Below are 25,815 nucleotides of genomic sequence, written 5' to 3'. Positions count from 1 at the left end.
CAACATTTAAAGTTAGAAAGAATGTCAAGAGTTTGTGAACTTACTGGAAAGAAAGCGATGGTTGGAAACAATGTTTCTCACGCTATGAATAAAACTAAACGTAAATTTGATGCGAATTTAATCAAAAAGCGTTTTTATATTCCTGAAGAAGATAAATGGGTAACTTTAAGAGTTTCTACATCTGCATTAAAAACTATCAATAAAATTGGTATCACAGCAGCATTAAAAGAAGCTAAAGCTAAAGGATTTTTAAAATAAAAAGCATAACGCATAAAGATACGTTACAATGGCAAAGAAAGGTAATAGAATACAAGTGATATTAGAATGTACTGAGCACAAAGAGTCTGGACAACCAGGAACTTCTCGTTACATTACAACTAAGAACAAAAAGAATACGCCAGATAGAATGGAGATTAAAAAATTTAATCCTATCCTTAAGCGTATGACTATTCATAAAGAGATAAAATAATTGAATCATGGCAAAGAAAGCAGTAGCATCGTTACAAACAGGATCTAAAAGATTAACTAAAGCCATAAAGATGGTAAAATCACCAAAAACTGGAGCTTATATGTTCGTTGAGTCAGTTATGGCACCAGAATTTGTTGATGATTTTTTAAAGACAAAATAATTAAATAATCATATTTAATTCTATAACTGCTTTCATTTGAAAGCAGTTTTTTTATGTCTATATTTGACAGCCTATTATGACAGAATAGCAGTATTTATTTTAGGCTAGATTTTTGCATAGGCATTACAAATTTTAGGTCATGAGTTTTTTTAAAAAAATATTTTCTTCTGAAAAAAAAGAAACCTTAAACAAAGGTCTCGAAAAATCCAATACTAGTTTTTTTGGTAAGCTAAGTAAAGCTGTTGCTGGAAAATCTAAAGTTGATGATGAAGTTTTAGATAATCTAGAAGAGGTTTTAGTTTCAAGTGATGTTGGTGTTAATACCACACTTAAGGTTATTGAACGTATTGAAGCTCGTGTAGCTAAAGATAAATACTTAGGTACTGATGAGTTAAATAAAATTCTTCGCGAGGAAATTGCTAGTTTGCTAAGTGAAACCAACTCAGGTGAAGAAACTGATTTTGTAATACCAAGCGATAAAAAACCTTATGTGTTAATGGTAGTAGGTGTTAATGGTGTTGGTAAAACAACAACCATTGGTAAGTTAGCCTATCAGTTTAAAAAACAAGGATTAAAAGTAGTACTTGGTGCTGCTGATACCTTTAGAGCTGCTGCAATTGATCAACTTCAGGTTTGGGCAGATCGTGTAGATGTGCCTATGGTAAGACAAGACATGGGAAGCGATCCTGCTTCTGTAGCTTTTGATGCATTACAGTCTGGTGTTAACCAAAATGCTGATGTTATCATTATTGATACTGCAGGACGTTTGCACAATAAAGTCAATTTAATGAATGAGCTGACCAAAGTAAAACGTGTAATGCAAAAAGTAGTTGGTGATGCACCACACGATGTGCTTTTGGTTTTAGATGGTTCTACAGGTCAAAATGCATTTGAACAAGCTAAGCAATTTACAGCTGCAACCGAAGTAACATCATTGGCAGTAACCAAGTTAGATGGTACAGCTAAAGGTGGTGTGGTAATTGGTATTTCAGACCAATTTCAAATCCCAGTTAAATATATTGGAGTAGGAGAAGGTATTGAAGACTTACAAGTATTTAATAAATATGAGTTTGTAGATTCGTTCTTCAAGTAAAAAAATAGTCCTGTAAAACAGGAATCTCATTATGAAAAGTGAATTTTTCAATTTAAGAGAAACTAAAGTTTTAAAGCCGATTACAATTCTTATACTTTTGTATTCGGCTTTAATGTTTTTTGAATATACACAACGGTTTCTTGGGATTTTCACAATACCAGATAATCCTTTAATTCCTGACTATCTGCCATATTACATGGCTTTTCCTTCTTATTTTGTTTTGCCTTTTTTCATCGTTATAATTTTTACTTGTGTAAGAATGATAATTAAACGTAATTACGACTATAAAACCGTTTATATCTTGTTGGGTCTTGTGGTTGTGTTTTTCCTTTTTAGATGGCGAATTCAGGAATTCTTATTGTCACAAAGTCCTTATACTGCTTAAATTAATGCAAGTGATTTTGTATTTTTATTAAAAATATAAGTCATGAGATTAATACTTTCCCTTATTGCGCTTTGTATGATTTTATCGTGTAAAGAGTCAAAGACTAATGTTGAAACAGATAAGACACCATCAACTGATATTAGTGACATTTCAACAAAAGAGTTTAGAGAATTTAAGATCTTAGATTCAAAATACATTAATACTACTGAACTTTGGGAGGTTTTTAATTCAGAGTTAGAAGATTTTACTGAAGCGACTTACAATAGTCTAAAACCTTTTGTTCTTGAACAGGACATTCCAACATTGCATAAAAATGTGCAAGAAGGAAAGTTAACTTATGAGCTTTTAACTAAGTTTTATTTATATCGCATTAGAGCATTTGATAGAGAAAACGAATTATCTCTCAATTCAGTAATAGCATTAAATCCTAATGTAATTGCTGAGGCTAAAGCTAAAGACGAGCAACTAAAAAACATGGACATTACTGAGCAATTTAATTTTTCGGTTTATGGTATGCCAATTCTTTTAAAAGATAATATTAATACATCAGGTATGCCTACTACAGCAGGAGCAGTTGCACTTCAAAACAATACTACTGAAGATGCCTTTATTGTTTCACAATTAAAGCATGATGGTGCCCTTATTTTAGGGAAAGCTAACCTTAGTGAATGGGCTTATTTTTTCTGTGGTGATTGCCCAAGTGGTTATAGTGCTATTGGAGGACAAACCTTAAATCCTTATGGACGAAAAATTATTGATACTGGAGGTTCAAGCTCAGGAAGTGGAGTAGCTGTAGCAGCTAATTTTTGTGTAGCTGCAGTTGGTAGTGAAACTTCAGGGTCAATTTTATCACCTTCAAGTCAAAACTCAATTGTAGGCTTAAAACCGACTATTGGTTTATTAAGTCGTAGTGGTATTGTTCCAATTTCTTCAACGTTGGATACTCCAGGGCCAATGACTAAAAATGTTATAGATAATGCCATTTTACTTGCTGCTATGTATGGTTTTGATGAAGCAGATGATAAGTCGCTTAATCTAAAATGGCCTAAAGCGTATTATGTTGATGGTGATTTTAGTAAAGATGATTTAAAAGGAAAACGTTTTGGTGCATTTAAACGATTAATGGAAGATTCTCTTTATGTCAATGCACTTTCAGTTTTAAAAGCTCAAGGAGCTGAAGTAATTGAAATTGAAGAAGAAGAAGTTGAGCTGCCTGATTTTATTCGCTTATTGAATTTAGACATGAAAGCCGATTTACCAACATATTTATCAACGTCTGCTAATGCAAATGTTGGAGTTTCATCAGTGCAAGATGTTATCGAGTTTAACAAGAAAGACTCTATAACCACAATGCCTTATGGACAAAAATTGTTTGAAGGTATTGTAGCTGACTCTGCTACTGATAGTGAATTTGAAAGTATAAAAGCAACGCTAAAAACTAATGGAAAGCTGTATTTTGATGTACCAAAAAAAGCACACGATCTTGACGGATTTTTATCAATAAACAACTATCATGCAGGTTTTGCTGCTGTTGCTGAATATCCTGCTTTAACAGTGCCAATGGGTTATACTAAAGATGGTGTTCCTAAAGGATTAACCTTTATAAGTACACCACTATCAGAAAAAAACTTATTAAGTTGGTCTTATGTTTATGAAGCAGCTTCAAAAAAGAGAATTGCTCCAAAAAACTATAACTAGTATTATCCTATTTCATAAATCAATTATCAATTAGCATTCCGTATCTTTGCGGACTAAAAAAGAAGTAAAGTATAAAAGATTCCCGCTTTTGCGGAAATACATATGAGAACGAAATCGCTTAAAAAGAATAGAATTAATGTAGTAACACTTGGTTGCAGTAAAAACGTGTACGATAGCGAAGTGTTAATGGGACAGCTAAAAGCTAGTGGTAAAGATGTGGTGCATGAGCAAGAAGGCAACGTAGTTGTTATCAATACCTGCGGATTTATCAACAATGCAAAGGAAGAAAGCGTGAATACCATTTTGGAATTTATGCAAAAAAAAGAAGCTGGCGAAGTTGATAAAGTATTTGTCACAGGCTGTTTGAGCGAACGTTATAAACCTGACTTACAAAAGGAAATTCCTAATGTTGACCAATATTTTGGTACTACCGAGTTACCTCATTTATTAAAAGCACTTGGTGCCGATTATAAGCATGAATTAATTGGTGAGCGTTTAACAACCACACCAAAAAACTATGCCTATTTAAAAATTGCTGAAGGTTGCGACAGACCTTGTAGTTTTTGTGCTATTCCATTAATGCGTGGAAAACACAAGAGTACACCTATTGAAGATTTAGTAACCGAAGCTGAAAAACTTGCAGCCAATGGTGTTAAAGAATTAATACTTATTGCTCAAGATTTAACTTACTACGGATTGGATTTATACAAAAAACGTAATCTAGCCGAATTGCTTGAACACCTTGTAAAAGTGGATGGTATTGAGTGGATACGTTTACACTATGCATTTCCAACTGGTTTCCCAATGGATGTGTTGGAGGTTATGAATAGAGAACCAAAAATTTGTAACTATCTAGATATTCCATTACAACATATTTCTGATGCTATTTTAAAAAGTATGCGTCGTGGTACTACCAAAGAAAAAACCACAAAGCTGCTTAAAGAATTTAGAAAAGCAGTACCAGGAATGACTATTAGAACCACTCTTATTGTTGGATATCCTGGAGAAACCGAAGACGATTTTGAAACCCTAAGAGATTGGGTTAAGGAGATGCGTTTTGAGCGTTTAGGTTGTTTTACTTACTCGCATGAAGAAAACACTCATGCCTACAACTTAGAAGACGATGTGCCTGAAGATGTGAAAATTGACAGAGCAAACCAGATTATGGAAATACAATCGCAAATTTCTTGGGAATTGAACCAAGGAAAGATAGGACAGGAGTTTAAAGTGGTTATCGATAGAAAAGAAGGTAATTACTTTGTAGGTAGAACAGAGTTTGACTCACCAGATGTAGACAACGAAGTACTTATTGATGCTAGCACAACCTATTTAAAAACAGGCGAGTTTGCAACCGTAAAAATTATTGAAGCTGAAGATTTTGACCTTTATGCAGAGGTTGTGGGTTAGGGATTTGTTTTTAAACTAAATTGCTGTTTTTTGTATGAGTTGTTAAATAGGTGATTTTAAAAATTAAAAAGAATATCTTCTTTTACCATGTTTTTAACGTCAATAGTTGGTAAAAGATATTCGTTAAATGGAGTACCTTCTGTTTTGGTGTGTAATATTCCTCTAGCAGAACCTATGGTTAATACAGCAAAATGAACCGCAAGTCCTTTTGCTATTAAATAAGTTTTGTCATCTTGTTTCATTTTGTCCGAGAAGTCATTTTTCTCTATTTCGAATAGACCTTGAACTTCTAGAATTATAAAGGGCTGATCTTTTTTTTTCTCAAAAGAAAAATGAGTATTACAGGTAACTGTATGGTCGTCAATGTCTAAACCAAACCCTAATCCAGTCATTAAGTTTGTGTCACCAGTTTTTTTGTATGCTTTATCAATTATTGCAAACGAGAGAGTTCGTAAACCTGTAAAAGCAAAACCTAATTTATTATATGTCATAGCTTTTTAAATTTGTTTAGCTGTGTAGGTATATGAGTTCAAGTTTTCCATATTGGGTTGTAAAACAGGATTTCTTTTTACTATCTTTTCAGAGGTCAATTCTTCCTCGATGGTCTTGTATTTGCGTTTATGAACAATTTGCATTGAATATTGCATAACGGCTGAATTAGACCTATTGCTTGACTTTATTTTTGGAGATGAAATATCAACTCCTAAAGCATCGGCAATCTTATCTATTGTTTCGAATGTTAAATTCGCTTTAGCACGTAGTATTTTATTTACTTGTTGAGCACTAACATCCATTTTATTAGCTAAATCTGTTTGTTTGATTTTATGTAAATCCATATAATCCAACAACTCCAATGCGAATGCTTGAGCTCTAGTAATATTTCTCCTGTTAGAACGATCTTTTTTAGCTCGTTCTTTCCATTTAGTCGCTGTTTTTGTAACTACTTTGTTTAAGTTTTTTTCCATTTTATAATTCGGTAGAGTCTGTGATGTTTTCTTGTTTTAGCCAAGACTTAAAATAAGTCATTTTATCTAATTCCAATATTAAAGGTTCTGTATCCATCTTATCGACTAATTTAATACCTGCGCCTGTGATTACGATTGCATCGATACCAACTCGTACTCCATATAGTCTTAATAAAGATCCGTGGTCATAAGTGTACATTTTTTTTCTTCCTGGGTCATCATATCTTTCAGATTTCGATAACTCAACAAATTCATCAAACAAAGTTTCAAAACAATCACCGTTTTGAGATTCTTCACTTATTTCATCTAATTTATCAAACAAATCACCAGCTTCTCGAAGAATTTCACTTGTTAAAAATGTCAAGCTATGATTTTTATATACACCTTGTTTCCAACCCGATTTAGAAGATTTAATAAAATTCCGTACAAACAATGGGTCTTGAAGTTGATCCTGTATTTTATCCAGTTCTGTTTCATACTCTATGGGTGTTTGGTAAAATGGACAATTATCAAATTTAGCTAAAAAGACTCCTTGATATTGTTCGTCAAATGTACTAAAAATTTTCATAAAATCAACCTGTAGGTTTATTTTTAGTGTAAAATTAACAAATAAGCATTTTTAAAAGTGAATCTATAATTAAAACTTATTAACAATAAAATTAATCTTATTCTATTGATAATTAAATAAATGTATTACTGATAGTAATTTATATCATAAATCAATTAAGTTTAATTGCTATCTTATTTTCGTCGAATTGTATAGGAGTTAAATCCTTTCGTAGCATTCATTTGTTGATACCAAAAAAGAATAGGAATTACAACACTTACAGTTCCAATAATTCCAAATAAACTCCATAAGGCTATGGTAGATGCAATACCAATTCCAACTCCAATAAGAATTAAGACATTATTAGGTTCTGCTTGTATGTCATTTACATGTTTCTTTTCAATCTTTCCGCAATTTTGACAATTCACATTAAACTCATCTCCTTTTTCCATTTGTAAGTCTGGTCTAGTTGGAGCGTTAGACTTTATTTTAATATCTTTTTTACAAGATTGACAACGAGTAACTAATTTCATATTTAAATCTTTATATTTAATGGGTTGGTTAATATTAGGATAGTTTTTATAACAATAGTTATTCAACTAATTTCGGCTATTTTTCTAACAAACCCAATAAAAAAAGTAAAGCGGTATTCGTTTTGGGTATTAAAAGCACTTCTTAACTTAATTTTTAGATTCTAAAAAATGGAATAACTGTATATTTACACTTCAATTGAAATGTATTTATGCCAACTGACTGTATTCCGTTTAGAGATACCCATTATTTTTCAGGTCTAATCTGTGACTATTTAGAGGAACAAGAGCCTTTAAAACCGTTTTATAACCGATTTCCGAAGCTAGAAAATTTCAAAGCGCAAATCGATGAAAAGCGTTTGTCGGTTTCATCTCAATCGAGAGCTGTTTTAGTAAAAGCTCTGCAATCTCAGTATGAAAGTGTTTCAACATCTCAGTTAACAAAACAGAACATTCAGTTACTTGAGCACGATAATACATTTACAATTACTACAGGTCATCAGCTTAATTTGTTTACAGGACCACTTTATTTTTTCTATAAAATCATTTCAACTATCAATTTGTGCAAGGAGTTGAAACAACAATTTCCTGAGCAGCATTTTGTACCTATATATTGGATGGCAAGTGAAGATCATGATTTTGAAGAAATTAACTATTTCAATTTTAAAGGAAAAAAGGTACAGTGGAACAGAACAGCATCAGGAGCTGTAGGCGAATTGGATTTAGACGATTTAGACCATGTTTTTGAAGCGTTTGCAAGTCAGTTGAACACGTCGTCCAATGCTGAAACTTTAAAGCAATTATTTAAAGAAGCCTATTTAGAGCATCAAGATTTAACTCAAGCGATGCGTTATTTGGTGAATGCTTTGTTTAAGGAGTATGGACTTGTAATTGTTGATGGAAATGATGCAGCACTAAAGCGATTGTTTATTCCTAATATAGAAACAGAACTCACGCAACAAACCTCTTTTACTAAGGTAACTTTGGCTAATGAGCAGTTGAATGCTTTGGATGGCAATTATAAAATTCAAGTTAATCCAAGAGAGATTAATCTGTTTTACATTAAACAAGGTTTAAGAGAGCGAATTGTGGAGCAAGAAGGCGTTTTTAGAGTTCACAATTCTAACATTACATGGAACCAAAACGAAATATTGCAAGAGCTTAACGAGTTTCCTGAGCGTTTTTCGCCAAACGTTATTATGCGACCATTATACCAAGAAGTTATTTTGCCTAATCTTTGTTACATTGGTGGAGGCGGAGAGTTAGCGTATTGGTTACAGCTCAAATTAAATTTTGAAGCGCAAAACGTGGTGTTTCCAATGTTGTTGTTGCGTAACTCAGTATTGATAACTACCGAAAAGCAAAAAGAAAAACTTAAAAAACTTGATGTTTCTGTAACCGATTTGTTTTTAAATCAAGATGATTTAATGACAAAAGTGACCAAAGCTATTTCGAAAGTAGCTATCGATTTTTCTTCACAAAAAACACATTTGCAACAACAGTTTGAAGCCTTGTATGTTCTAGCTGAAGCAACTGACAAATCGTTTAAAGGAGCAGTTGCAGCACAAGAGCGCAAACAAATAAAAGGTCTTGAGAATTTAGAAAAACGATTGCTTAAAGCCCAAAAGCGAAAACTAAACGACCACTTAGAGCGTGTAAAGGAAATTCAAAATGAATTATTTCCTAATCATAGTTTACAAGAGCGTAACATGAACTTTTCTGAATTTTACTTAGAATACGGAAACACATTTATTTCAAAACTAATAAGCGAATTGCAACCATTAAAAGGTGAGTTTTTGATCCTTGAATTTTAGTTGAAAAAAAACTTGGTTTCCTAAAACGAAATTCTAAAAACCTTGTTACTTTTGCACATGCAACACAACAAAGTACTTATTTTAGATTTCGGTTCGCAATACACACAACTTATTGCGCGTCGCGTTAGAGAGTTGAATATCTACTGTGAAATTCATCCATTCAACAAAATTCCAACTGATTTAGACAGTTTTAAATCTGTAATTCTTTCAGGAAGCCCAAACTCTGTGAGAGGAGAAGATGTTCTACATCCTGACCTTTCAGAAATTAGAGGAAAAAAGCCACTTCTAGCAGTATGCTATGGTGCGCAATATTTGGCTCATTTTTCTGGAGGAGAAGTAGCGCCTTCTAACACTAGGGAATATGGAAGAGCAAATTTAAGTTTCGTTAAAGACAATGAAGCTTTCTTTTCTGGAATATCAAAAGGAAGTCAGGTTTGGATGAGTCATAGCGACACTATAAAGCAATTACCAACTAATGGTGTTTTATTAGCTAGTACTCACGATGTAGAAAATGCGGCTTATAAAATTGAAGGAGAACAAACCTACGCTATTCAATTTCACCCTGAAGTATATCACAGTACAGATGGGAAACAGTTATTAGAAAATTTCTTAGTAACTATAGCTAATGTTGAACAAGATTGGACACCTCAATCGTTTGTTGAAGAGACAGTTGATGCACTTAAAGCGCAGTTAGGTAATGATAAAGTTGTACTAGGGCTTTCAGGAGGAGTAGACTCTTCGGTGGCTGCAATTTTATTACACAAAGCAATAGGTAAAAACCTGTATTGCATTTTTGTAAACAACGGATTACTACGTAAAAATGAGTTTGAAAGTGTACTTAAGCAATACGAAGGCATGGGACTTAATGTAAAAGGCGTTGATGCTTCGGCACGCTTTTTGGATGCTTTAGAAGATGTAAGCGATCCTGAGCTTAAACGTAAAGCTATTGGTCGCGTGTTCATTGAAGTTTTTGATGATGAAGCACATCTTATTGAAGATGTAAAATGGTTAGCGCAAGGGACTATTTATCCTGATGTTATAGAAAGTGTTTCTGCAACAGGAGGTCCAAGTGCAACAATTAAAAGTCATCATAATGTTGGAGGACTACCAGATTTTATGAAGCTAAAAATAGTAGAGCCATTAAAAGCTTTATTTAAGGATGAGGTTCGTCGTGTAGGTGCTTCAATGGGAATGGATAAAGATATTTTAGGTCGTCATCCTTTTCCAGGTCCAGGATTAGCAATTCGTATTTTAGGAAGTCTAAACAGAGAAAATGTTCGTATATTACAAGAGGTAGACGCTATTTTTATAGATAATCTTAAAGCTTGGGATTTATACGATAAGGTATGGCAAGCAGGTGCAATCTTGTTACCTGTAAACAGTGTAGGTGTTATGGGAGATGAGCGTACATACGAAAAATGTGTTGCGCTAAGAGCTGTAGAAAGTACTGATGGTATGACTGCCGACTGGGTAAATTTACCTTATGAGTTTTTACAAAAAACTTCTAATGAAATAATAAACAAAGTAAAAGGCGTTAATAGAGTAGTATACGATATTAGTTCAAAACCGCCTGCTACTATTGAATGGGAATAACAACGTCCTGCTAAGCAGGAATCCTTAATCTTTTTGGATTAGGATTTTAAAGTAAATTATATGAAGAAACTTGTTTTAATAGCCATCATTTTTTTTGCAACATGTATTACAGCATTTGCACAAGATTTTAAAACACACAAAGTAAAACAAGGAGAAACTATTGAAGACATTGCCAAACAATATTTGGTAACACCTTTTGATATTTATGCTTTAAATCCTGATGCTAAAAAAGGCTTAAAGGTTAATACGGTTTTAATAATTCCTACTTCAAAAGTAAAAGAAGAAGATCTCACTACCGAAACTAAAGAAATTATTGGTTTTAGAACTCATAAGACCAAGCGAAAAGAAACGCTTTACAGTATTTCTAAGGAATACGATATTGAAATTGATGAGATTAAAAAGCACAATACCTTTTTATATGCCAATAATTTAAGAAAAGGCGATAAGCTAAAAATTCCTAGATATAAAACTGTAGTATCTAAAGTTACTATTGATAATAGTATCAAAAAGTATAAGGTTTTACCAAAGGAAGGTAAATGGCGTGTTGCTTATAAGTTTGGAATAACTGTACCACAGTTAGAAGCTCTAAACCCTAATATGAATGAGGTTTTACAACCTGGAGACGAGCTTAATGTTCCTAATATTTCTAATAATGAAGAAAAAGTAATTGAGGAAAATTACAATTACTATACGGTTTTAAAGAGCGAAGGTTACATGGCTTTAAACCGAAAGTTAGGATTAACACAAGAGCAGTTAGAAACTCTAAATCCTGAGCTTAAAGAAAGCGGTTTAAAACTAGGAATGGTGTTAAAAGTACCATCAGATGTTGATACTACAATATCAGCTAATGATGTAGCAAATACCAATTTGACTAGTCATCTTAAAAACTTCAATACTAAGCGTATTGCTTTAATGATGCCTTACCGATTGAATCGAATAGATATTGACTCAATTGCTGATGTGAAAAGAGCGATTAGAACAGACAGTCGTTTGTCTATCTCATTAGATTTTCATGCAGGAATGCTGTATGCTTTAGATTCGGCTAAACGATTAGGAATTTCTACGTATTTAAAAGTGTTTGATACTAGAGATCATGCTAGTGAGGTTGCTAAAATTTTAAATTCAAATGACTTTTCAGATTATGATGCTGTAATTGGTCCATTAATGCCAGATAATTTTGATCGTGTAGCTTCAGATTTAAAACGCGATAACATTCCTGTGATTTCGCCATTTACAACACCAAAGAACTTATATGATAACGTATATCAAACTGTACCATCTTCTGATTTGCTCCAAAAAGCAATGATTAATTTTGTGAAGTTAGACACATTACCAAAACATATTGTTATCATTTCTGATGCTAAAAATAAAGCGGTGAGTAGCATGATAAGATCTGAACTCGCTGCATCAAAACAAATCTTTTCAAGAAAGGATAAAGACGGAAAAGACTCAAATTATATTTTAATTTCTGATTTGGATGGTGTTTTTAAACCAGGAAGAAATATAGTTTTTCTAGAAACCTCAAACGAAGCTTTTGCATCTAATGTTATAAGTATGCTTAATGGTATTCATAACGATGAGCAACAAATAGTACTTATGACTACTAATAAAAATAGTGCTTTTGAAGGTGAAAATATTTCAAACTACCATTTGTCTAACTTAAAGTTTCATTATCCTTCAGCTAATAAAACATTTAGCTCTTCAACTACAAATGGATTTGTGAATGCTTATAAGAGAGACCATAATGGTGTTGAACCTAACAAATATGCAGTAAGAGGTTTTGACTTAACTCTAGATGTGCTAATGCGATTAGCGTCTGAAGAAGACTTATTTGACGCTTCAGGAAGTGAGATAGAAACAGAGTATGTTGAAAATAAATTCCGTTATTCTAAAAAACTTTTTGGAGGTTACTTTAATGAAGCGGTTTATATTGTTAAGTACGACGATTTAACAATTGTAGAGGCTAAGTAAAATACTTTATACTATTTAGAGTGTAACTAGCGTTTTAAAAACATGTTACAGCTTAAATCCATATTCTTATTTTTAAGTATTGTGTTATTATCTACTTCAAACGAGGTTACAATCTCTTGGAGAAATAACTACAAACTAAGTTGGGAACACTTTAAAGGTCAACCTCAAAAAAATACTGATGCTGTTGCAGTAACTGCGTCAGGAATTACATTTTCTTATAGTTTAAAACATAAAAATTCTGAAGTAATTGATTTTACAGCCAATGTTGAAGCGCATTTTTATCCTGAAAAATCCTGGTACATAAAAGAGCGAGCCAATCAATATATTTTGGCTCATGAGCAATTGCATTTTGATATAACTGAGTTGCATGTTAGAAAATTAAGACATCAAATAAGTCAAGTTAAGATTAATAATTTTCTAAAGAAAACACTGGATAGATTGCACCAAAACAGCAATGAAGAATTAGCTAAAATGCAAAAACTTTACGATACTGAAAGTCATAATTCCATAAATACCGAAGCTCAAACTAAATGGCAAAAGTTTGTTGCTAAAGAACTTGAAAAATACGAAGCTTATAAATCTGCAGATTAAGTGATACAACCCGATAAAGATTTTCTTATAAAATTAGCACATTACAAAATGCCTTACGGTAAATATGAAGGAAGAGACCTTATTGATTTGCCTGAGTATTATGTGGTTTGGTATCATAATAAAGGGTTTCCAAAAGGAAAGCTAGGAGAGATGCTTCAAACCGTTTATGAGTTAAAAATAAATGGATTGGAAGACCTAATTAGGAATATTAAAAAGCAATATCCTAAGTAGTTTTTAAAACTCACCTTTGTGCGCTAATGCTTGCTTAATATGCGCTATATGATGGTTGCTATGCCATGCGTAAATACCAATTGTTTCTTCTAATGAAAAACGTTTTCCATGTTCAGGATGAATAAACTCGCGCTTCAATTCTTCATTATTTAATGACTTAAGTAGCTTAGTGAGTTTGCTATGTATTCCTTTTAAGAGTGTTATACTGTTAGAAAGGTCATCATCAGTTGAGTCAGGTAATTCAGCCCAACGGTTTTCGAGGTAAGGTTTTATGATTGGAGCGTCTTCGGTTAGAGCAAGCTTAAAACGAATAATGCTGTTTAAATGGCTGTCGCCACAATGATGAACCACTTGTTTTATAGTCCAACCATTTGGTCTGTAAACCCAATTAAGTTCTTCTTTAGTTAGGCTTTTAGTTAGTGCTTCAAGAGTGCTTGGTAGTTGTTCAATATCATTAATCCAAGATGTGATATGATCTTGGGTAATCAGTTCGGGCTTTTTAAAAGTCCCAATAGGATATTTTAGTTTTTGAAGTGCTTCAGTAGTCATAAGATTAAAAATTAAAATCGGTAACCAATTCTTAAATGTAAATTAACTGCTACATCGCTAGTTTCAAGTATTCCACGATCAAAATCTTCAAGATAGTGAACATACCCAACACCTATTCCTGCTTCATAGGTAAAATGATTTCCAAGATGACGTCTTATTCCCCAAGTAGGAATTATTGAAATATCACTAATAAAGTTAATGTTATCTTCATTAGCAATGATAAACCAATCAGGATGATAGCTTGTTTTTATTGAAACAAAATTTCCGCTGTTGCCATCAGTTCGTCTAGACTTATCAGCTCTTTTATTTAAGTTATAATACCAACGAGGTTCTAAAGTGATTACAGGCGCAAGTAAAAAGCCATAAGAATCATAAATGTCATTTCCCCAAATCATTTCCCCAAATACCAGCATCTAAACCTATTTCGCTTCGTAAAGCAATACTGTTTGAGAGCCTAGATTCATTATGTACCCAAATACCTAAAAAGCCAGTTTGTACACCAAAGGTAGATTTTTCTACACTAGTAGTTTGGGATTGTGTTGAGAGTGAAATAGTAAAAAAGGTTAAAATAAGTAAAGCTTGTTTCATTTGTTTATAGTATTGGGTGTTATTTAGAAATGAGTGTGTCTAATTCAAAATATTTTTCTTTAATAAGACTTAATGCAAAAGCTGCTGCAGCTGCACTAAATACAGAATAATCAAATGCACCTTTAACTCCTGTTGAAAATGTCATTGATAAGGCAAAAACTAATAATAGTATTCCGCTAAACTTGGCTATAAGTTCTGTTTTAAAACCAATAATTAGTAAGATGGCAAAAATAATTTCTAAAGCAGTGGCAAGTGTTCCTAATGCAGGAATTACTGCTTCAGGAAGCCAAGGGTTGATAAGTTGCGTGTACTCTAAAAAATTGTTCCAGTTTCCCCAAGTAGAAATAGACTCAGGCCACCACCCAAACCTATCAAAACAAGCTGATAAAAAACCTGCAGAAATTGCAAACCGAAGAAAAAGCTTAATGATTTTAGTATTCATAAATGTTGTGTCGTTAGCATGAGCAAGATAATGAAATTACTTGTCAATAAGTTTAAAATTAAAGTAATAAATGCTAGAAATGAATTCTGAAATTAACATTAGGAGTAATACCTAACGACCTATTTTTTATAGCAGAAATTTCATCGTTTTCATCAATGATATAATAACTGTTAATAGTGTTTACTTTATTAAGTACATTCCAAATAGACAAACCAATAATAGCATTGGTTGTGTTGCCCATTTTAAACGTGTAATTAGCAGAAAAATCAGCACGTAAATAGTCTTCAAGGTTTGAGGCATTAGGTGAATTGTATTCAATAATATTGTTAGAAGTATTTTGAATAGCATCAGGTAAAGTTACAGGTTTTCCTGAGTGCCAATTTACACCTAAAGCGAGTTTTATGCTGTTTATTTGGTAAGTTCCTGCAAAAGTTAAAGAATGTCTTACATCAAGGTTGTTTGGAAATGTATTGCCATTGTTTAAGTCGTCAAAAGTGTAATCGTTTTTACTAAACGAGTAGCTCAACCAAGCACTTGTATTAGTAAACTGTTTGTTTATTAAAAAGTCAATACCTTTTACTTGATACCTTCCAATTGCATCAGTAAACTGATATTGGTTTTGAAACCCTTGACTTCTACTTGTAATACCATCAACATCCTTAATAAATGCTTCAGCGCTTATCAGTAATTTATTTTTATTATAATGAATTCCTGCAGAACCTTGCTTACTTTTTATAATAGGAATATCAATATCGTTTGAGAGTACCCAACGTCGTTTTTCAATGCCTAAAAAATCGTTTTGAAGATCGATAATTTGTGACATGGTTTGACTTTTAAATTCTGCGAGAAACTCTAAGCGAAAAAGATTACTAAGCTTATGGCTTACTGCTAAACGTGGTTCAGTAAATACTTCTGAAAGCTTGTCAATGTAGTTGGTTCTTATACCAATTCTGGCATAGGTATTTTTGTTTCCTGAAGTAAACTCAGCTTCACCATAAATACTGTGCGTTTGATTAATTTGTTTCGTGAAATTATGAAATTCAGGGTTGTTAACGTCCTCAGAATTACTTACCACAACACCATTAAGTTGGTAGCCTGCATGTATTTTTAAATTTGGGTCAATATGGTTGGTAGCATTTATTTTTAAAGTAAGATCGCTAACGTCATTTTCTTGAAGTAAACGTTGGTTGTTTGCCACATCATAATTAGTGGTGTTTAAGTTGTATTTAGAAAGATAAAGTTGAGCTGTTGTGGTTAATGAACTGTTCCAGTATTTTAAATATTCAGCTCCAAAAGCTAGATTATTCTGTTTTAAGCTACTGCGTAATGTCTCATTCATATCGTCAGTCATGGTCTCTTCGTCATAGCTTAAATTGTTGTTTATGGTTAAAAAATTAAAACGAAGTTGATCAGTATCTGAAATATCATATAGCAGCTTTGTACTTATATCATAAAAATAAAAGGTTTCATTACTGGTAAGTGTATTGTTGGATTGGTTATTTGATAAATCAGAATCCTGAAATACACGTTTAAAGTATTGGTCGTAGGTTGGTGTAAAAATAAAATCGGTTATCGATCGTCTTGCTGAAACCTGAAGTTCGGTTTTTTTACCTAAAGGTACTTTGGCAAAACCATCAGCGCTAATAAGGTTAAAACCTGTTCCTGCTTTAAATTTATGGCTTAATGAGTTGGATTGCTGAATGTCTATAACGCTAGAAATTCCATCACCAAACATAACACTAGTACCATTTTTAGATACATTAACGGTTTTGGTTAAATATGGATTGAATGCAGAAACCAATCCGAAAAAATGACCTGATTGGTACATTTTAATTCCATCCCATAAAATAAGATTTTCATCATGAGAACCACCACGAACATTAATGTTTGATACCGTTTCATCAACACTTATAATACCAGGAAGCGCTTGTATTGTTTGTAAAATGTCAGGTTCGATTAATCCTGGTAGAATACCAAATTTTTCGGTTTCAATAACCACTTTACCATCACTCTTTTTCAAAATACCTTTAGTAAGGTAATTATTGATGACTATTTCTTCTAGTTTTTGGGTAATGATATTACTAAAAGGGCTAGATGGTTTTGAAATGACTACACTGTAATCATCAATAACAATAAAGTCTAATTGTGTTTCGCGCTTTAGTTGGTCTAAAGCTTGTGCGAGTGAAAGTGTTTCGTCTGGTAAACTAGCAGTTGCACCTTCAATAGTTTGATCTATATAGTTAAAATGAATATTGTAACGCTGTTCTAGAGCACTTAAAATATAAACAAGAGATTGAGTTTCTTTTGAGTTGTTTTGAGCCTTAATGCCAATAACACTCAAAAAAAATAAAGGTATGAAAAGATAAAAAACACCTTTTTTACTCACGCTTTAGTGTAATCGTATTATCCGTTTTTTTGTAAGTTAAATGTAAAGGTAAGGTAATAGATTTTAATGCATTTTCAATGTTATTGTGAGTAAAACTTCCTGTAAATAATTGAGAACTGTCTAAGTTAATAACATGAAAATTCACATCGTATTGACGCTCAAACTCTGCAATAACTTCTTTATAAGGCATACTTTTAAAGTAGCTTTCATTGTTTAACCAAGATGGTTGTGTTTTAAGTTCTTTTTCTTTTTCAATTAGTTTTCCATTTAATAGTAAAAAACTTTCACCAGCATGTAGTTTTGTCTCTTTTCCTTTGTAAGTAACACCAACAAGACCTTCGTAACAAATTACTTCAAAATAGTTTTCTCGTTGCTTAACATTAAACTGAGTACCATAAACGGTTACGGTTCCATAAACTGTGTTAACGTTAAAACTGCTTCCTTTTTCCACTTTAAAAAAAGCTTCTCCTTTTAAGTCTACAGTCCTGTTTTTATTCCATTTATGGGAATTGAATGTTATTTCAGAAAGTGAATTTAAAGCCACCGAAGACGCATCAGGTAGTTCAATTGTAGTTTTTTCAGCTAATTGCGTGTTAACCAATGTGTCTTGGTTAATGGTGAAAAAATAAATTCCAAAAGAAATAACAAATACAGCAGCAATACCCATAGCAATAGATAACCACTTTTTTTGAGGAGGTTGCTTTGAGGTGTTAATGTGTTGCATAACATTGCTTAAAGCTTCAGAAGTGTTATATTCAGGAGCTTTAAAATGCTGCATGCTATTTGATAACTTTACCAAATCATCATAATCTTCAAGCTGTTTGAAAGCTTCAAGTTCATCAGAGGTTAAGTTATGGTCTAGCCATTTTTGTATTAAATCTTCTCGTTTCATGTCTTCAATTACAACTATATAACAGTTAGGTGTTAAAATATCCTACCCTTAATTACAATTCTTTTATATCTTCTCTAAGTTTTTTTAGTGCACCATAAATTCGTTTTTCAACAGCTTTTACCGAAATATCTAGTAATTCAGCAATTTCTTTAAAACGTTTTCCTTCAACTCTATTTAGTAAAAAGGCAGTGCGTTGTGCTTCGGTTAAGTTGGCGATGGCTTTTTCTAGTTTTTGTAAATATTCCTGTTCTTCCATTACAAAATCAGGAGACTCATTTGTATAATGCTTAGGTTTAATTTGCTGATGCTTTAATACTACTTTTTGATGAGCAGCTTCATTGAACATTAAATTATTTGCAGTTGTAAATAAAAAACTCTTTGCTTTATTTGAAGGAATTTTACCACAGTTTTGCCAAAGTTTAATAAAAGCCTCTTGTACTTTGTCTTTTGGGTTTAACTGTTCGCCAAATTTATAGTGTAAAAAGTTGTGCAGATTTTTAGCATGCTTCTCGAATATTGAAGTAAATAATGTTTCGTCACAAATATTGTCATGTAATGGTTTGGGCATACAGAAAAATTAAGATCATAAAATTATAAAATTAAAATATATGGTAGGTGTTTTTTAAAATCATCTGTTGTATAAATAAAGACAACCTATAGAATTATGAAAATTAAACATTTATTAGTTTTAGCCTTTTTTGTCCTATTAGCCCCAATTATGGTTACTTCTTGTCAGGATGAAGAAATTGAACCAAACCCAGAAAACGAAAACATTATCAACTCTGAAACAGCTCTTGTAAGCCTTATGCAATCTACTTCGGCTTATGATGGTTCAGTAGATGATGTTATGGATGAAGCCAATTGTTTATCTGTTAATCTACCTGTAACAGTTGTAGTAAATGGTATAACAATTACAATAAACACCCTAGAAGATTTAGGTCTTATTGAAGCTATCTACAATGAGTTTGATAATGATGATGATGTGTTGGAATACGTTTTTCCAATAACTATTATTTTAAACGATTACACCGAAATTACAATTGAAAACCAAGAGCAGTTGCAAGAGTTTATTGATGAGTGTACTGCTGATGAAGACGTGATTGAATGTATAGATTTTCAGTATCCAATTTCATTTTCAATGTATGATACAAACTTTCAGGTTATAGATACAGTTGTTATTGGTAGTGATTTTGAACTATATGTGTTTTTGCAAAGTTTAGAAACCTCTAATAGTGCTGTTGTTCTAGCAAGTTTAAACTTTCCAGTTACAATGGTTTATGCTAATGGAGATACAGTTGAGGTTAATAGTAATCAAGAGCTTGAAGCTGCTATAAATGCTGCTGAGGAAGAGTGCGATTATGATGATGAGGATTGTACACTACAAGAAGTGTCTGAAGCACTACAAGATTGTCACTGGGAAATTGTGTCTTACAATGGAGATGATAATTTCATAGATTTTGATTTAGTATTTGGAGGTGGTGGAGCCTTACAAATTAGTGAAGGCGATTTAACCGAAGTTGAACTAGGTAGCTGGAATTTAGAATCTACAGACCAAGGTATTGTGTTGTCAATAGAGCAACTTTCAGCTTTTTCACAAGATTTAGGAGGAGATTGGTTAGTTGTTGATTGTGCTGATGACAGATTTGAACTTGTTAGAACAGTTGAAAACACAACTACCGAAATTGTTATGGAAATCAACTGTGATGATAATCAAGTTAGCTGCGATTTTCAAGATGTAAGAGATTACTTAGTGGCTTGTCCACAAATACCAGCTCTAAATGGTTATACTCCTTCATTTACAACATTTACATTTCATGACTCAAATGAAATATCTACTCTATATGAAAATGACCTTTTATATTCTGGTACTTGGGATATCGCCATGATTGAAGGTGAGTTAAAGGTATTTATAAACTTTAACGGACTTGAGGATTACAATGGAGAATATGCTGTTGTAGAGTGTAATGAAGATTCGTTAGTATTACAGCAAGGTGAAGATGTATTAGTGCTGACCCAGCAATGTACAAGTGACAATCCGTTTGAATGTTTTTCCAATACAGAATTGGTGATCTGTGACAATATGGAGCCATTTAACGATGGTATGGCAGAATTCAATTTAAACGAAGCTTTCCCAAATTGCATGACAGATGATGTTGAGGTTGGTTTCTACCAATCTATGACCAATGCCGAAGTGGAAGTCAATCAAATACCTGCAGAAGGATATGTAAATGCTTCAAATCCACAAACACTCTATGCCAGAGTTACCGAAGTTGGAACAGGAAATTTTGAAATCTATACCGTGGAATTGGTCGTTGAAGATTGTGGTCAAACTTGCTCAGAGCAAGATGTAGATGCATTTCTTTTAGATTGTACTTGGAATGTAGTAAACTACAATGGTAGTGATAATTTAATAGTTTGGAATTTTGATTTTGAGTCGTCAAATAATATTGTGGTTATTTATACTGAAACTGCAACTATAGATGCAACGTGGACGACCTCTCAAACAAACAATGGAGTTATTATTGAGTTTTCTAATGTAGCAGGATCAGATATACAAGCTATAACAGGTCAATGGCTTGTAGTAGAATGTGAGGAAGATAGGTTGCAGTTACATCGAGAAAATGATATAATGGTTATTGAAAGAACATGTGATTGAGTCTTTATACATGTTGAAAAACCTCGTGTTTTTTAGTTTTTAGGTTAGTTAAAAAGGATTGTAATAATTTTACAATCCTTTTTTCGTATAGAATTATTGCTAATACTTCCTTAATACACTACAAATTCTTAACTTTGCAACTTTCTAAAAAGCATTGAAGTTTTTTACCGATATGTACTTAAAAAGTAGAGAGATATATGTTTAATAATTTAAGTGATAAGTTAGATAAAGCGCTACACGTATTAAAAGGTCATGGTAGTATTACTGAGGTTAATGTTGCTGAAACCCTTAAAGAAGTACGAAGAGCACTTTTAGATGCCGATGTCAATTTTAAAATTGCTAAAGAATTTACGAATAAAGTAAAGGAAAAAGCATTAGGTCAAGACGTATTAACAACGTTACAACCAGGACAGTTAATGGTTAAAATCGTTAAAGACGAATTAACCGAACTAATGGGTGGAGATGCCGAAGGTATTAACCTTTCAGGAACACCAAGTGTTATATTAATGTCAGGTTTACAGGGTTCAGGTAAAACAACTTTCTCTGGTAAACTTGCCAATTATTTAAAAAACAAAAAAACCAAAAAGCCTTTATTAGTAGCCTGTGATGTGTATCGTCCTGCAGCAGTAGATCAGTTGCATGTAGTAGGTGAACAAATAAATGTTGAGGTATATAGTGATAAAGGTAACCAAGATCCTGTAGCTATTGCGCAAGCTGGTATTGCTCATGCAAAAGCTAATGGACATAATGTGGTTATTATAGATACTGCTGGTCGTTTAGCTGTAGATGAAGCAATGATGACCGAAATATCAAACATTCACAAAGCCATTCAGCCACAAGAAACATTATTTGTTGTAGATTCTATGACAGGTCAAGATGCTGTTAACACAGCAAAAGCCTTTAATGATGTTTTAAATTTTGATGGTGTAATTCTTACTAAGTTAGATGGTGATACACGTGGTGGAGCAGCAATTTCAATTAAGTCTGTAGTAAACAAGCCAATTAAGTTTATTGGTACAGGTGAGAAAATGGAAGCTATTGATGTGTTCTATCCTTCTCGTATGGCAGATCGTATTCTAGGAATGGGAGACGTTGTGTCACTTGTTGAAAGAGCTCAAGAGCAGTATGACGAAGAGGAAGCAAGAAAACTTCAAAAGAAAATTGCAAAAAACCAATTTGGCTTTGATGATTTCTTAAAACAAATTCAGCAAATCAAGAAAATGGGTAACATGAAAGACCTTATTGGAATGATTCCTGGAGCTGGAAAAATGATGAAAGATGTTGATATAGATGATGACGCTTTTAAAGGTATTGAAGCAATTATTCATTCTATGACACCAGCTGAAAGAACTAACCCATCAATAATAGATGCAAGCCGAAAAAAACGTATAGGTAAAGGTTCAGGAACTTCGGTACAAGAAGTTAACCAATTGCTTAAGCAGTTTAACCAAATGAGCAAGATGATGAAAATGATGCAAGGTGGTGGCGGCAAACGTATGATGCAAGCTATGAAAAACATGAGGTAATTTAGTGTTCAGTCTCTAGTCTCAGTTGGCAGTTTAGAAAATGGATTTTAAACAACTAAAAGCATATCAAAAAGCATTTGAATTATCAATGAATATTTTTGAAATTTCTAAATCCTTTCCAAAGGAAGAAACATATTCCTTGACAGATCAAATTAGAAGAAGTTCTCGCTCAGTATGTGCAAATATTTCTGAAGCTTATAGAAAAAGAAGATATGTAAAACATTTTATTAGCAAACTTACTGATGCAGATGGTGAAAATTCTGAAACAAGTACGTGGTTAGATTTTGCTTTAAAATGTGAATATATTTCATTTGAAGATCATTCTAAAAGTATAGAAAAAAATAAAGAGATTGGAAAGCTAATAAATTATATGATTAATAATCCTGGTAAATTTGGTGTATTAGTTGAAGAATAATTACTGCGACTGTTTACTGCGACTGAAAACTTAAAAAACATGACAATTCTAGACGGGAAAAAGATTAGTAACGATATCAAAGATGAAATTGCTGCTGAAGTAAAAAAAATGAAAGCTAAAGGAGAAAAAGTGCCTCATTTAGCGGCAATTATTGTTGGTAACGATGGAGCAAGTTTAACTTACGTAGGAAGTAAAGTAAAAGCTTGTGAACGTGTTGGTTTCGAGTCTACTTTAGTTAGAATGTCAAATACAACGAGTGAGATTGAATTGTTAGATAAAATTGAAGAACTAAATGAAAATCCAGATATTGATGGATTTATTATTCAGTTACCACTACCAAAACAAATTGATACTCAAAAAGTGCTTTTAGCTGTTGATCCTGATAAGGATGTAGATGGATTCCATCCTGCAAACTTTGGTAAAATGGCATTGGATATGAGTACTTTTATTCCTGCTACACCTTTTGGCATTTTAGAATTGCTTGATCGTTATGGTGTTGAAACCAAAGGAAAACACACTGTTGTAATTGGTCGTAGTCATATTGTTGGAAGACCAATGAGTATTTTAATGGGACGTAAAGGTTTCCCAGGAAACTCAACAGTTACATTAACACACAGTCATACAAAAAACATTACACAAATTACTTCTCAAGCAGATATTATCATTTCAGCATTAGGAGTTCCTAATTTCTTAAAAGCAGAAATGGTTAAAGACGACGCTGTTATTATAGATGTTGGTATTACTAGAGTTCCTGACGAGTCTTCTCCAAAAGGGTATGTGATAACTGGTGATGTCGATTTTGAAAATGTAAGTAAAAAAGCAAGTTATATTACACCTGTTCCTGGTGGAGTTGGTCCAATGACTATTGCTATGCTACTTAAAAATACTTTATTAGCTAGAGAAAGACACGTAGGTTAAGGTCTCCTTTTTTTAGATTGAAATGTTTTGGTTGAACCTTCTAATAACTCATTAAGTTCATCCATTTCATTTTGAGTAAGTTCGCGATAACTCCCAATAGGCATATCTAGCTTTATATTCATAATACGTGTACGCTTTAAGGTTTGTACTTCGTAATTTAAATACTCACACATTCTTCGTATTTGTCTATTTAGACCTTGTGTTAGAATAATTTTAAATTCGTAGGTGCCAACTTTAGTAACCTTACATTTTTTAGTAACTGTATCTAATATTGGTACACCATTAGACATCCTATTAATAAAAGTTTGAGAAATAGGTTTATCAACCGTAACAACATACTCTTTTTCGTGGTTGTTGCTAGCTCTTAATATTTTGTTTACAATATCACCATCATCTGTAAGTAGTATTAATCCTTCACTGGGTTTGTCCAGACGACCAATCGGGAAAATACGTTTATGATAGTTGATAAAATCGATAATGTTATCCTTTTCAACACGAGTGTCTGTAGTGCAAACAATACCAACAGGTTTATTAAACGCTAAGTAGGTAAAAGACTTTTTTTTGTTTTCTACAAGTTTACCATCAACATGTACTTCGTCATCAGGACTAACTTTTGTTCCCATTTCTGGTACTTTACCGTTAATAGTAACTCTACCTGCATCAATAAGTTTATCGGCTGCTCTACGAGAGCAATAGCCTACTTCACTTAGGTATTTATTAAGACGTTTAAGATTATCTTCCATAGTGCAAAGATAAAACAAGATTAGGCATCAATAAAATCATTAATGTACGAAGTAACAGTATCGTTGTTTAAAGAGTGTCCCATGCCTTGCGTAGTAATTAATTTACTGTTTTTAAAACTACTTTTTATAAGCAAAGCATCCTTGTAAGGGATAATTTGGTCTTGTTCATCATGAATTATTAATCCTTCGGAATTGTTTTGTTTGATATATTCTGAAGACGAAAATTCTTCAGGTTTTACCCCAAAACGTTCTAGAATTATTGAGTTAATCTTGGTGTTAATACGTTGGTTGTAACCCATCATTTTTGTATACCTACCAAGAATATCTTTAAACTCTGAAGGCGCTCCAAGCAAGATAAACTTTTTTATAAAAGGAATTTGATATTTGTACTGAAAGAAAATAGAAGCCATACCACCAACCGAATGCCCAATGATAATCTCGGGTTTAAACTTTAATACTGCTACATTAATAAATTCAGAATACAACATTGCATTAAAATTTGTGCCACCAGATTTTCCATGTGCTGGAGCATCTATAGCAATAATGTTATAGTCTTTCTTTTTTAGGTTAAGTATAAGTTTTTTCCAACGTGCAGAGTTGCTTTCCCAACCATGTAATAAAAGTATAGTTTTGTTTTTTCCAACCCAACGGTAAGTCATTATTGGAATTTTGTCGTACATCAATTCTTCTCTAAATGACGTTTCTAAAAATTCTGTTTGCTCTTCAGTTGCTTTTCCTTTTAAAGGCATAGAAAATAAAGCCAAAGCTCTATTGGCAGCAAAAGACTTCGATATGTAACTTAGCACGTTTAAGCTAAATCCTAAAAATTTTGCAAGAAGTTGTTTCATTTATTCTCTATTTACTAAATCCATAGAAAATGCTGGTAAGCAAATAGCTAAATATTCACAAGGTTCAGTAAAAGGATTAGAATACTGTACTCTTACGTTTTTGTTAATTTTTATGGATTGTCCTGCTTTTAAAATTACAACTTCATTTTCAATTATAAATTGTTTTTGCCCTTTAATTATAAACGTGTATTCGTCAAATTCAGGTGTTTGAAAAGGTTCGCTCCATCCAGGAGGAGCTGTCATGTGTGCAATACTTAGTTGTGAATTGCCATCGGTTGCTAATCCAAAATGTTCTTTAATTGTTTTTCCATCGGTAGTGGGAACTACAAAAGGAGAGTTTTGTACTGTGTAATTTTTCATTTGTGTAAAAAGTTAACCATATACAGCGTTGCTTATAT

30 protein-coding genes are annotated in these 25,815 nt (G+C 32.7%); 16 read left to right on the top strand and 14 right to left on the bottom strand.

Annotation, left to right across the window (positions count from 1 at the left end; genetic code table 11):
* Window positions 1-21 precede the first annotated feature (21 nt).
* The 7 genes from rpmB to rimO all read left to right on the top strand — a co-directional run bounded on the left by rpmB (window position 22) and on the right by rimO (window position 5,212).
* Entirely contained in the window at window positions 22-258 is a 237-nt protein-coding gene (rpmB, locus tag ACQ0RB_RS00255) for a 50S ribosomal protein L28 (RefSeq protein ID WP_129759012.1), read from the top strand.
* Between the two features lie 28 nt (window positions 259-286).
* Window positions 287-469: a 50S ribosomal protein L33 gene (gene rpmG / locus ACQ0RB_RS00250; RefSeq protein WP_091426518.1), complete on the top strand. Its 183-nt coding sequence runs from the start codon at window positions 287-289 to the stop codon at window positions 467-469.
* 7 nt (window positions 470-476) lie between these two features.
* Complete coding sequence (locus ACQ0RB_RS00245; protein ID WP_129759011.1) at window positions 477-629, top strand: DUF4295 domain-containing protein; 153 nt, start codon at window positions 477-479, stop codon at window positions 627-629.
* 139 nt (window positions 630-768) lie between these two features.
* A complete protein-coding gene (gene ftsY, locus ACQ0RB_RS00240) occupies window positions 769-1,722 on the top strand; it encodes a signal recognition particle-docking protein FtsY (RefSeq protein ID WP_131505735.1) in 954 nt (317 codons plus the stop codon).
* A gap of 31 nt (window positions 1,723-1,753) precedes the next feature.
* Entirely contained in the window at window positions 1,754-2,107 is a 354-nt protein-coding gene (locus ACQ0RB_RS00235) for a hypothetical protein (protein ID WP_335974374.1), read from the top strand.
* A 42-nt stretch (window positions 2,108-2,149) separates the two neighbouring features.
* A complete protein-coding gene (locus tag ACQ0RB_RS00230; RefSeq protein ID WP_335974377.1) occupies window positions 2,150-3,805 on the top strand; it encodes an amidase family protein in 1,656 nt (551 codons plus the stop codon).
* 102 nt (window positions 3,806-3,907) lie between these two features.
* The gene (gene rimO, locus ACQ0RB_RS00225; RefSeq protein ID WP_430495782.1) at window positions 3,908-5,212 is read left to right on the top strand and encodes a 30S ribosomal protein S12 methylthiotransferase RimO; all 1,305 of its coding nucleotides are present in this window, start codon (window positions 3,908-3,910) and stop codon (window positions 5,210-5,212) included.
* Between the two features lie 56 nt (window positions 5,213-5,268).
* On the opposite strand, the gene ACQ0RB_RS00220 is transcribed toward rimO, so the two are convergent.
* The 4 genes from ACQ0RB_RS00220 to ACQ0RB_RS00205 all read right to left on the bottom strand — a co-directional run bounded on the left by ACQ0RB_RS00220 (window position 5,269) and on the right by ACQ0RB_RS00205 (window position 7,257).
* Window positions 5,269-5,703, bottom strand: a complete 435-nt coding sequence (locus ACQ0RB_RS00220) for a hypothetical protein (RefSeq protein ID WP_430495781.1) — start codon at window positions 5,701-5,703, stop codon at window positions 5,269-5,271.
* Between the two features lie 6 nt (window positions 5,704-5,709).
* Window positions 5,710-6,177: a helix-turn-helix transcriptional regulator gene (locus ACQ0RB_RS00215; protein ID WP_430495780.1), complete on the bottom strand. Its 468-nt coding sequence runs from the start codon at window positions 6,175-6,177 to the stop codon at window positions 5,710-5,712.
* Between the two features lies 1 nt (window position 6,178).
* Window positions 6,179-6,745 carry a hypothetical protein gene (locus tag ACQ0RB_RS00210; protein WP_430495779.1) on the bottom strand — a complete coding sequence of 189 codons (567 nt, stop codon included), beginning with the start codon at window positions 6,743-6,745 and terminating at the stop codon, window positions 6,179-6,181.
* A 173-nt stretch (window positions 6,746-6,918) separates the two neighbouring features.
* Window positions 6,919-7,257, bottom strand: coding sequence for a hypothetical protein (locus ACQ0RB_RS00205; protein WP_430495778.1), 339 nt, complete (start codon window positions 7,255-7,257; stop codon window positions 6,919-6,921).
* Window positions 7,258-7,466: 209 nt separating this feature from the next.
* Here ACQ0RB_RS00205 and bshC point away from each other — a divergent pair, with 209 nt between their 5' ends.
* From bshC to ACQ0RB_RS00180, 5 genes are read left to right on the top strand one after another with little or no spacing between them, the layout of a single operon-like run.
* On the top strand, window positions 7,467-9,068 hold the full coding sequence (gene bshC, locus ACQ0RB_RS00200) for a bacillithiol biosynthesis cysteine-adding enzyme BshC (RefSeq protein WP_430495777.1): 1,602 nt from the start codon (window positions 7,467-7,469) through the stop codon (window positions 9,066-9,068).
* A gap of 57 nt (window positions 9,069-9,125) precedes the next feature.
* Window positions 9,126-10,661, top strand: a complete 1,536-nt coding sequence (gene guaA / locus ACQ0RB_RS00195) for a glutamine-hydrolyzing GMP synthase (RefSeq protein WP_129759002.1) — start codon at window positions 9,126-9,128, stop codon at window positions 10,659-10,661.
* Window positions 10,662-10,721: 60 nt separating this feature from the next.
* Window positions 10,722-12,632 carry a LysM peptidoglycan-binding domain-containing protein gene (locus ACQ0RB_RS00190; protein ID WP_430495776.1) on the top strand — a complete coding sequence of 637 codons (1,911 nt, stop codon included), beginning with the start codon at window positions 10,722-10,724 and terminating at the stop codon, window positions 12,630-12,632.
* 42 nt (window positions 12,633-12,674) lie between these two features.
* A complete protein-coding gene (locus tag ACQ0RB_RS00185) occupies window positions 12,675-13,223 on the top strand; it encodes a DUF922 domain-containing protein (protein WP_430495775.1) in 549 nt (182 codons plus the stop codon).
* A gap of 3 nt (window positions 13,224-13,226) precedes the next feature.
* Window positions 13,227-13,454: a DUF3820 family protein gene (locus ACQ0RB_RS00180; RefSeq protein WP_129759937.1), complete on the top strand. Its 228-nt coding sequence runs from the start codon at window positions 13,227-13,229 to the stop codon at window positions 13,452-13,454.
* Between the two features lie 3 nt (window positions 13,455-13,457).
* Here the strand turns inward: ACQ0RB_RS00180 and ACQ0RB_RS00175 are convergent, their stop codons facing one another.
* The 7 genes from ACQ0RB_RS00175 to ACQ0RB_RS00145 form a co-directional block, all read right to left on the bottom strand.
* A complete protein-coding gene (locus tag ACQ0RB_RS00175; RefSeq protein WP_430495774.1) occupies window positions 13,458-14,003 on the bottom strand; it encodes a YfiT family bacillithiol transferase in 546 nt (181 codons plus the stop codon).
* Between the two features lie 11 nt (window positions 14,004-14,014).
* Window positions 14,015-14,416 carry a hypothetical protein gene (locus tag ACQ0RB_RS00170; protein WP_430495773.1) on the bottom strand — a complete coding sequence of 134 codons (402 nt, stop codon included), beginning with the start codon at window positions 14,414-14,416 and terminating at the stop codon, window positions 14,015-14,017.
* Window positions 14,382-14,591: a hypothetical protein gene (locus tag ACQ0RB_RS00165; protein WP_430495772.1), complete on the bottom strand. Its 210-nt coding sequence runs from the start codon at window positions 14,589-14,591 to the stop codon at window positions 14,382-14,384. The genes ACQ0RB_RS00170 and ACQ0RB_RS00165 overlap by 35 nt, the downstream gene beginning before the upstream one ends.
* Before the next feature lie 19 nt (window positions 14,592-14,610).
* A complete protein-coding gene (locus tag ACQ0RB_RS00160) occupies window positions 14,611-15,033 on the bottom strand; it encodes a DoxX family protein (protein ID WP_262731929.1) in 423 nt (140 codons plus the stop codon).
* 73 nt (window positions 15,034-15,106) lie between these two features.
* Window positions 15,107-17,374, bottom strand: coding sequence for a TonB-dependent receptor plug domain-containing protein (locus ACQ0RB_RS00155; protein ID WP_430495771.1), 2,268 nt, complete (start codon window positions 17,372-17,374; stop codon window positions 15,107-15,109).
* 37 nt (window positions 17,375-17,411) lie between these two features.
* Window positions 17,412-18,311: a FecR family protein gene (locus tag ACQ0RB_RS00150; protein ID WP_430495770.1), complete on the bottom strand. Its 900-nt coding sequence runs from the start codon at window positions 18,309-18,311 to the stop codon at window positions 17,412-17,414.
* Window positions 18,312-18,363: 52 nt separating this feature from the next.
* Window positions 18,364-18,879: an RNA polymerase sigma factor gene (locus tag ACQ0RB_RS00145; RefSeq protein ID WP_430495769.1), complete on the bottom strand. Its 516-nt coding sequence runs from the start codon at window positions 18,877-18,879 to the stop codon at window positions 18,364-18,366.
* Between the two features lie 96 nt (window positions 18,880-18,975).
* On the opposite strand from ACQ0RB_RS00145, the gene ACQ0RB_RS00140 reads away from it, so the two are divergent.
* From ACQ0RB_RS00140 to ACQ0RB_RS00125, 4 genes are all read left to right on the top strand, one after another.
* Window positions 18,976-20,967: a hypothetical protein gene (locus tag ACQ0RB_RS00140; protein WP_430495768.1), complete on the top strand. Its 1,992-nt coding sequence runs from the start codon at window positions 18,976-18,978 to the stop codon at window positions 20,965-20,967.
* 197 nt (window positions 20,968-21,164) lie between these two features.
* Window positions 21,165-22,493 carry a signal recognition particle protein gene (gene ffh / locus ACQ0RB_RS00135; RefSeq protein WP_129758993.1) on the top strand — a complete coding sequence of 443 codons (1,329 nt, stop codon included), beginning with the start codon at window positions 21,165-21,167 and terminating at the stop codon, window positions 22,491-22,493.
* 40 nt (window positions 22,494-22,533) lie between these two features.
* Window positions 22,534-22,908 carry a four helix bundle protein gene (locus tag ACQ0RB_RS00130; protein ID WP_335974402.1) on the top strand — a complete coding sequence of 125 codons (375 nt, stop codon included), beginning with the start codon at window positions 22,534-22,536 and terminating at the stop codon, window positions 22,906-22,908.
* 39 nt (window positions 22,909-22,947) lie between these two features.
* Window positions 22,948-23,826, top strand: a complete 879-nt coding sequence (locus tag ACQ0RB_RS00125) for a bifunctional 5,10-methylenetetrahydrofolate dehydrogenase/5,10-methenyltetrahydrofolate cyclohydrolase (protein ID WP_131505715.1) — start codon at window positions 22,948-22,950, stop codon at window positions 23,824-23,826.
* Here ACQ0RB_RS00125 and rluF read toward each other — a convergent pair.
* From rluF to ACQ0RB_RS00110, 3 genes are read right to left on the bottom strand one after another with little or no spacing between them, the layout of a single operon-like run.
* Window positions 23,823-24,569, bottom strand: a complete 747-nt coding sequence (gene rluF, locus ACQ0RB_RS00120; protein WP_129758991.1) for a 23S rRNA pseudouridine(2604) synthase RluF — start codon at window positions 24,567-24,569, stop codon at window positions 23,823-23,825. The genes ACQ0RB_RS00125 and rluF overlap by 4 nt on opposite strands.
* A gap of 20 nt (window positions 24,570-24,589) precedes the next feature.
* Window positions 24,590-25,417 (bottom strand): alpha/beta hydrolase, encoded by an 828-nt coding sequence (locus tag ACQ0RB_RS00115; RefSeq protein WP_430495767.1) that lies wholly within the window; start codon window positions 25,415-25,417, stop codon window positions 24,590-24,592.
* Complete coding sequence (locus tag ACQ0RB_RS00110; protein ID WP_131505711.1) at window positions 25,418-25,777, bottom strand: cupin domain-containing protein; 360 nt, start codon at window positions 25,775-25,777, stop codon at window positions 25,418-25,420.
* Window positions 25,778-25,815 lie beyond the last annotated feature (38 nt).

The organism is Gaetbulibacter sp. PBL-D1, from assembly GCF_050509525.1.
Taxonomy (GTDB): Bacteria; Bacteroidota; Bacteroidia; order Flavobacteriales; family Flavobacteriaceae; genus Gaetbulibacter_B; species Gaetbulibacter_B jejuensis.
Note: the sequence above shows the minus strand (reverse complement) of the source record. Positions and strands in the feature narration are given on the sequence as shown.